The following is a 7331-nucleotide window of genomic DNA, read 5'->3' as shown; positions in this document are numbered from 1 at the left end:
ATATCCAAGCTTGGCAAGTCGATCAAGTGTCGGCTTGAATACACTATCTAAGTGAATGTTGAGCGCTTGTTCAGAGTCGAATAGCGCCCGCAGGGCTGTGTGATCGTCTTGCCTCTGATTAAGGTTTCGCTTGTAAAAACGGCTCAAACGCTTTGACAGGTCTTCCGATCTACCACCAGCTTCCGGACTAGGATCAGCAAGGTGTCGCTGCGCCCCCAGGTTGTCGATATGAATAAGGGATTTCAGAATCGTTCCGCCACTTGGCTCGCCACCTAGCTCTTCTGGAACATAAGCGCCGATTTCACGGAAGTTTTCATCAAACTGCGTGCGGTCCAAGATGAAATAGCGCATCTCGTATTCGTTCTTGAACTCGCGCTGGAGATAGTCCGTCATGGAGCGAGGCCAAGGAATATATTGGGACTCTGGCGGTAGTTCCGCGGCCTGTTCAGTACCTTTGGCCCTAGCTTCTTGGTAGTTTTTAATGAGGTTAATGGAGTTTCGAGCGGCAAGGGAAACCCGTATACCAACCTTGGTTCCTTCCCACGCCGTGCTCGGAAGCAAGGGAATTACTAGGTAAAGGTCTGGCGCTGCAACCTCGAACCAGAGGTCAAGGTCTATGCTTGGAAGTGAGAAACCTTCGGGAATCGGGTCGGCCAGGTTGATATTCTCAGCTTCATCGAAATTTTTCCAGCACGAAGAGCTGAAGTCATAGAGACTGAAACGATCCCTTCCACCCGTGACGAACGCATGGATGGCCTGAGTTGCCGACGTTTTTCCACTGTTATTCGATCCTACGAATATTGATATGTCGTCAGCCAGCTCAATATGAGCATCCTTCAAGCGTCGAAAATTTTTGAGGCGATACGAGTGAAGGTGCACGAAAATCCTCCCTTAACTTCTTAGAATTTATAAGTAGCAATATCCGCCGAAAGATGACGGAGTGTTCGCGTCTTGCCATTTCCCAACTCTAGCCCAAAGCAGCTACCTCATTCATAACAATAAGTAGCGAAATACGTCAGTGCGTCTCCGCTTCGAGGACCGCGCTGCTCCAGGTTCGCTATTCGCTCAGCCCTGACGGGACTGGCGTTCGCCAGCCTTCCACATCGCTGACGCCTACTGCCCGGCTTCCAGCTTCGGGCCTGCGCGCTTCGCTTGCGTGCGGTCGGCACATCAAGGCGGCCGTTGCCTTGTCCAGCCGTCTCGCCTGACTTCATCACCTTGCTCGCGCCTGTAATCCGCGGCCGTGTGCCGTCAAGGCGCGTATGGCCGTGTCCTCGGCTTCGCCTGCGGGCCGCACCAACCCTGCACTTGTCTCCTTGACGCCCCCCGTCCGCGCGCTCCTGACCGTCGCGGGCGATGAACTCAGGAAAGACGGTGGCAACGCGGCCAACCCGGTTCTTCGTGCCGACCGCACCGAGCAGCCGAAAGGCTGGGCTCCTCTGACTGACCGCTCGTCGGCGCCCAGTCTTTGCATTTGAGCTTCCGCTTCGGGCTGAGAGCGGCCTGTGATCTGCGTCGCATTTGTGCCAAAAGCCGCCGTTCGCCGGTGGCCGCTATTCGGCCGCACAACGCCCCCCGTAGTGGACCGGCGAGACTTCTGTCGACAGTCAGTTGGCGCGTAGCGCTTCTAAAACCTCTCCCGGCGACACACCGCCAGCGGAATCAAAGCGGCGATCAGATTCGCTTGAATGCGGAAATCGTCGCTTTCATGCGCAGCAACGTGAACAGGCTGAGCATAACCTTGCTGCCGGCCTGGGCCATGGCCGCCTTCTTTTCCGCGGAGTAGTCCGGGGAGACTCGTGACAGGAAGCTGTCGACCTCGTCGCTGGCCAGGCTTTCCGCCGCTTTGACGTGCAGCGCCACGATGCTCGGGTCGAAGCCTTCGGATTCGGTGAATCCCGCGGCCCGCATGTCGCCCCAGCAGCCGACGATCTGGGCATCCATGTTCGAAAGGTGCGGCTTTCCCTTCAGCTTCACGAGCTTGATCGCACCAACCTCTTCGAGCACTCGCGCATCGGCTTCCGCTTGCGGGTTGCGCGTCTTCACCGAGGACAGCGGCACCACCTGGGCCTCGACACCGGCCCGGGACGCGAACAACTCGTCCAGATGCGGGAACACCGCGGCGTCGGTCGGCACCGTCGCCGACTTGCCGTTCAGCGCCTGCTTGATCTCGCTGATGCTGAGGCGGCCATCGGTCTGCAAGCGACGAATCGCCTGGATCGCCTTGACGTGTTCCTCGCCGTACTCGGCGACGTTCGGTTTCGGCCGCACCGGCTCGGGCAGCAGGCCGTTGGCCAGATAGAACTGGATCATCTGCCGGGTCACGCCGGTCCGGCTTTCAAGCTCTCTCATCTTCATCGGCGGACCACGGCTCATGCAGGACAGCGGCAAGGATAGCGGCCGCCCATCAGGCAGGGGTGCATGTCGTCCGATAAACGGTCAAATAAATAATTTAATTATGCATAAATTAATTATACGATAAGCCTGCCAGTCCGGATCTGCCCCCAGGCCCGTTCACGATCCGACGGCAAGGCGAGCGCCGAAGAGCGCCAACAACGATGGCCCATTGCGGGCGTGCGACAAAGGAGAGCGAACATGGATTACCTGAAATACTGGACCCCGGTCCTGGTGCTGGCCGTCGCCTACAGCGGCTTTCTGGTCGGCGGCGATGCGGTCTGGGCCGGCATCATCACCTTCCCGGCGCTGGCGGTGCTGGACACGCTGTTCCCGCGCGACTACTCGATGCGCAGGATGCGCAATGCGACGCTGGCCAATATCCCGATCTGGCTGTGCGCGATCGGCCCGGTGCTGCTCTATGTGGTGTTCGCCTGGCGGCTGTCGGTGGAAGCGCTCAGCCCCTGGCAAATCGTCGGCGGTGTGCTTAGCTGCGCCTGGATGGGCGTGATCCCGCTGATCCCCGCAGCGCACGAGCTGTACCACATGCGCGGCGCACTGGCCCGCACGGTCGGCCGCTACTCGCATCTGTGCATCCTCGACTGCACGCGGGATATCGCCCACGTCGTCGGCCATCACATCGACGTCGCCACCGAGCATGACGGCGATACCGCGCGCCGCGGTACTTCGCTGTACGCATTCACACCGAATGCCGTGATCGAAAGCACACGCTACGCGATGCGCATGGAAGCGAATGCTCTGAAGAAGAAGGGCCTGAGCCCCTGGAACATCCGTCACCGGCTCTACCGCGCGATCCTCGCCCAGTTGCTGTTCCAGGGCCTGCTGTTCGCGGTCGGCGGCTGGCAGGGCACCGTGTTCGGCCTGTGCGCGATGACCATCTCGCGCTTCTGGGTCGAGTCCTTCAACTACTTCCAGCACTACGGCGTGGTGCGGGTGCCGGGCGCGCCGATCGGCCGTCGCCATCTGTGGAACCACCTCGGCTGGTTCTCGCGCACCGTCGCCTTCGAGATCACCAACCACGCCGATCATCACCTGAACTCGTATCAGGTGTACTACAAGCTGGCGCCGCACAAGGAAGCGATCGTGATGCCGAGCGTGTTCGTCTGCTTCCTGTCGGCGCTGATTCCACCGCTCTGGCACAACGCCATCATCAAGCCGGCGCTGAAGCGCTGGGATGCCGAGTTCGCCACCGCCGAGGAACGGGCGCTGGCCGCTCGCCAGAACCGCGAAGCCGGTTGGCCGGACTGGCAGAACGAGCCGGGCCTGGCGATCGGCAAGGCCGCCACCGTCGGCGTCTGAGGAGAACCCCATGTGGCTGCACAGCGAGGTCCGCAGTCTGGCGGACATCCCGCGCCATTACGCGCGCACGGCGCTGATTGATAGTCTCGGTCGGCGCAGCTTCCTCGGCCTCGATGAGGCCAGCAACCAGGTCGCCAGCGCGCTGCTCGCTTCGGGCATCCAGCCGGGCGCTCATGTCGGCTTCTGCGGCAAGAACTCGGCGCGCTACTTCGAGATCCTGTTCGGCGTCAGCAAGGCGGGCGCGGCGATCGTGCCTCTCAACTGGCGGCTGGCCGCCCCGGAGCTGGCAGCGGTGATCGACGACGCCGGCTGCCCCCTGATCTTCGTCGACCGCGAATTCGTGGACAGTCTGGAAACCGTACAGGCGCTCAGCAAGGGCATTTTCAAGACCATCGTCTTCGACTCGACCAGCGCCAGCCCTGGCCTATTCGAGAAATGGCTGCTCAGCGGCGACGGCCGGGACCCGCAGTTGAAGATCAGCCCGGACGACACCGCGATGCTGGTCTACACCTCGGGCACCACCGGTCGCGCGAAAGGCGTGCAGATCACTCACGGTGGCCTGGGCTACATGCGCCTGTCCGAGCATCTGGAGCCCGCCTACCAGTGGTGTGATGACGATGTCCTGCTGACCGTGATGCCGGTGTTCCACATGGTCGGCACCGGCCTGTCGATCCAGGCGCTGTACAACGGCGCCGCCGTGTCCCTGCTGCCGGCGCTGGAGCCGGGCGAACTGCTGAGCGTCATCGCCCGCGACCGCCCGACCATCTGCGCTCTGGTGCCGACCGCGATCCAGATGGTGCTCGATCACCCGGCGGCGGCAACCGCGGACTTTTCGTCACTGCGTCTGATGATGTACGCCGGCTCGGCGATTTCCTCGACCCTGCTGAAACGTGCGCTGCTGGAGATGAAGTGCCGCTTCATGCAGTTCTACGGCGCCACCGAATCCTCTGGCGTGCTGACCCTGCTGCGGCCCGAGCAGCATGATGTCGACGACGAAGCCTCGCTGCGCTCCTGCGGAACGCCGCTGCCACTGATCGAGATCCGTGTCGTCGACGCCGATGGGCTGGAAGTGCCGCAAGGCGCGGTCGGCGAGTTCCTGATCCGATCGCCGACGATGTTCAGCGGCTACTGGCAGCAGCCGGAAGCAACGGCGGCGGTCATGAAAGACGGCTGGTATCGGACCGGCGATGCCGGCTTCCGTGACGCACAAGGCCAGTTCTACATCGTCGACCGGGTCAAGGACATGATCATCACCGGAGGCGAGAACGTGTATTCGGCGGAGGTCGAGCAGGCGCTGGGCAAGCATCCCGGCGTTAGGCAGTGCGCGGTCATCGGCCTGCCGGACGCCAAGTGGGGCGAGCGGATCACGGCCGTCGTCGTCAGGGCGGAAGGGCAGTTTCCGACTGCCGCCGAACTGATCAGCCATTGCCGCAGCCTGATCGCCGCCCTACAAGGCGCCGAAGGACGTGCAATTCACGGCCGCACTGCCGATGACGCCAACCGGCAAGGTCCTCAAGCGTGCCGTGCGCGAGCGGCTGCTCGCCGCGCCCTCGTTCAACTGAAATCCCATTCCAGCAGGAGCATTCCATGGCTTATCAATCCGTCTACCGTCCCGGCCTGTTCGGCGGCCAGGTCGTCGTTGTCACCGGTGGCGGCAGTGGCATCGGCCGCTGCACTGCGCATGAGCTGGCAGCACTCGGCGCGACCGTCGCCATCGTCGGCCGCGACATGGCCAAGCTCGACGTGGTCAGAGCCGAGATCGAGGCCGATGGCGGCAAGGCGACGACACACGCGTGCGACATCCGCGACGAAGCGCAGGTGATCGCGATGGTCGACGGTGTACTCGCGGCTCATGGCCGCATCGACGGTCTGGTCAACAACGCCGGCGGCCAGTACCGCCAGCCGATGAACAAGATCAGCAGCAAAGGCTTCGAAGCCGTGGTCCGTCTGAACCTGTTCGGCGGCTTCATGGTGATGCGCGAGGTCTACAACCGCTGGATGGAAAAGAACGGCGGCAGCATCGTCAACATCATCGCCGACATCTGGAACGGCTGGCCGAACTACGCCCATTCGGGTGCGGCGCGCGGCGGCATGCTGACGCTGTCGGAAAGCGCGGCTTCGGAATGGGCACCGTCCGGCGTCCGGGTCAACTGCGTAGCGCCGGGCGGCATCGCCAGCAGCGGCTTCGACACCTACGAGCCGGAGGCGCAGAAGGAAATCCTCAAGTTCCCGCTGGCCATTCCGCTGCAGCGCTACGGCAATGTCGCGGAGATCTCCGGCGCCATTGTCTATCTGCTGTCACCAGTAGCCGCCTACGTCACCGGTGCGACGATCCGCGTCGATGGCGGCGCACCGAATGCGCGTCTGTGCTGGAACCCGCCTCAGCAGCACAGCAAGTCGGCGCCGTTTGCCGGCTTCCACCTGGACGTGCCGCCGAAGATGCTGACCGAAGGCGTGAAGTCCACCTCGAGCCGCTGATGAACCGGCGGAAAGTGCGGCCAGACACCGGCGCGTCGCAGGCCGCGTCGGAGACGTTCGCCGGCATTCCGCAAATGGGGACCGATCAGGATCTGGTCCAGCCCGATGTGGACGGTTGGCGTCGTCGCCGAACACGACAACGGGCTCAAAGTTTGGGATCGCAATCACGGTCTCATGCTACCTCGGGCGACCACTCCGGCCGACACCCGGCGTGGCTATTCGCCCAAATGAGCAGCAGCCGACAGGTGCTGCGCCGGCCGACGTCAAGCCATCCTCGGTTTAGGCCATTGCGAAGTAAGCCGTTTTCGCCACGATAACGAGGTCGCTCGAGAGAGGACGCCGAGACCAGCACCACACCTGCGGCCGACCCCTAGAGCGGACCAGCGGCCGCCCCGTGCGCACGATGCAGCGATCTGCTTACTTTGTTCAAGCACGCCATCGGGGCCACTACGTTCAGAAATGTCTTGAGTAATCTTCATCGGGAAGGTCCAGCAGCCAGCACCAGAAATCGCCGCCCAAGCCGTCCTCCGAAATCTGCCTTTCGGAGAACACTCTTTCCCAGATCGATTCTCGTATCTAAACGGCAATCACCAGATCGTCGAGCGGTTGGCGCGGCCGAACAACCCTACTCTCGCCGACACGCCTCGTGCGGCGCTGTGACCTCAATGCTGAAGCCGCGCATGACATGCGCGATCTGTTCGCCAAGTTATTCATTGATCGTTCCTCTCGTCGTTTGCCGTCGGGTGATACGGCTCCCTTGTCGTCCACGATCGAGAGCGATCTTGCAGCGCGCTCGATGGCTTTATCGGACCTCGAGCAAATTGCACATGTGGAACTTTGTCGCCCTGAATGGGCGGGGACTCATGAGTGAGCGTTGGTGCCGGCAGCAGGAGTCGAACCCGCGACCTTCGCATTACAAATGCACTGCTCTACCAACTGAGCTATGCCGGCACGCTTCGCCCTGCCATTTTAGCCGAGTCTGGCCGCCAAATCCTCGGCTCGAAGGTGGGTGTACCGTTTCAGCATCTGGAGCGACTTGTGACCGGTCATGGCCGACATGGCCATTACGTCGCCATTGAATTTCACAGCCAGGCGGCTGGTGCCTTCGTGGCGCAGGTCGTGAAAGTGCAATCCCTTGA

At 62.1% G+C, this 7331-nt stretch carries 5 protein-coding genes, 1 tRNA gene and 1 pseudogene; 3 read left to right on the top strand and 4 right to left on the bottom strand.

The genetic code is table 11. The features are described from left to right. Positions 1–879, bottom strand: an 879-nt coding sequence (locus tag Q0D45_RS21475; protein ID WP_293397923.1) for an AAA family ATPase, incomplete at its 3' end; no start/stop codon positions are given. Positions 880–1674: 795 nt separating this feature from the next. Further along, the gene (locus tag Q0D45_RS21470) at positions 1675–2376 is read right to left on the bottom strand and encodes a MerR family transcriptional regulator (protein ID WP_293397921.1); all 702 of its coding nucleotides are present in this window, start codon (positions 2374–2376) and stop codon (positions 1675–1677) included. Between the two features lie 219 nt (positions 2377–2595). Between Q0D45_RS21470 and Q0D45_RS21465 the strand changes: the two genes are divergently transcribed. From Q0D45_RS21465 to Q0D45_RS21455, 3 genes and pseudogenes are all read left to right on the top strand, one after another. Next, positions 2596–3714, top strand: a complete 1119-nt coding sequence (locus tag Q0D45_RS21465) for an alkane 1-monooxygenase (RefSeq protein ID WP_293397919.1) — start codon at positions 2596–2598, stop codon at positions 3712–3714. 10 nt (positions 3715–3724) lie between these two features. Beyond that, a pseudogene (locus tag Q0D45_RS21460) lies at positions 3725–5149 on the top strand (AMP-binding protein); the annotation flags it as partial. Positions 5150–5301: 152 nt separating this feature from the next. After that, positions 5302–6192 (top strand): SDR family oxidoreductase, encoded by an 891-nt coding sequence (locus tag Q0D45_RS21455; RefSeq protein ID WP_293397917.1) that lies wholly within the window; start codon positions 5302–5304, stop codon positions 6190–6192. A gap of 875 nt (positions 6193–7067) precedes the next feature. Here the strand turns inward: Q0D45_RS21455 and Q0D45_RS21450 are convergent. Both Q0D45_RS21450 and Q0D45_RS21445 read right to left on the bottom strand, forming a co-directional pair. Continuing rightward, positions 7068–7143: transfer RNA gene (locus Q0D45_RS21450), tRNA-Thr, on the bottom strand. Positions 7144–7161: 18 nt separating this feature from the next. Then, positions 7162–7331, bottom strand: a 170-nt coding sequence (locus Q0D45_RS21445) for a tyrosine-type recombinase/integrase (protein WP_366946520.1), incomplete at its 5' end; no start/stop codon positions are given.

The organism is Nevskia sp. (assembly GCF_023266035.1).
Classification (GTDB): Bacteria; Pseudomonadota; Gammaproteobacteria; order Nevskiales; family Nevskiaceae; genus Nevskia.
Note: the sequence above shows the minus strand (reverse complement) of the source record. Positions and strands in the feature narration are given on the sequence as shown.

Excerpts from the sequence above, each read along its gene's own strand:
- Q0D45_RS21470 (WP_293397921.1), bottom strand. The coding sequence starts at position 2,376 with ATGAGCCGTGGTCCGCCGATGAAGATGAGAGAGCTTGAAAGCCGGACC.
- Q0D45_RS21465 (WP_293397919.1), top strand. The coding sequence starts at position 2,596 with ATGGATTACCTGAAATACTGGACCCCGGTCCTGGTGCTGGCCGTCGCC.
- Q0D45_RS21455 (WP_293397917.1), top strand. The coding sequence starts at position 5,302 with ATGGCTTATCAATCCGTCTACCGTCCCGGCCTGTTCGGCGGCCAGGTC.